Genomic DNA, 246 nt, shown 5'->3' on the forward strand with positions numbered 1-246 from the left:
TAAGAAATTTATAGCCTATCCGTTTTTTTCTTAATAAGCTGCTTATTTTTGAAAGTTCCGAAGAAAGACTGTCTTTGGAAACTGTTTTATTTTCTGTTTGCAGAAAGCTGTTTCCATATTCAATTTGTTCTTTTATGGATTCATTATTCAGAAAGTGAAGGGTGACATTGGCCAGGATAATCCCTTTGGTATGTTGTGGATATTTTTTTGTATAGTTAACTGCAATAATTCCACCGAAGGAATGCG

Annotated in this window: 1 protein-coding gene; it reads right to left on the reverse strand. The window is 32.9% G+C overall.

Going from position 1 to position 246, the window contains the following annotated elements:
- Window positions 1–246: hypothetical protein (locus tag SB772_RS44420; protein ID WP_410839078.1), on the reverse strand; the 246-nt coding region annotated here is incomplete at both ends.

It is taken from the genome of Paraburkholderia sp. SIMBA_030, from assembly GCF_046535245.1.
Taxonomy (GTDB): domain Bacteria; phylum Pseudomonadota; class Gammaproteobacteria; order Burkholderiales; family Burkholderiaceae; genus Paraburkholderia.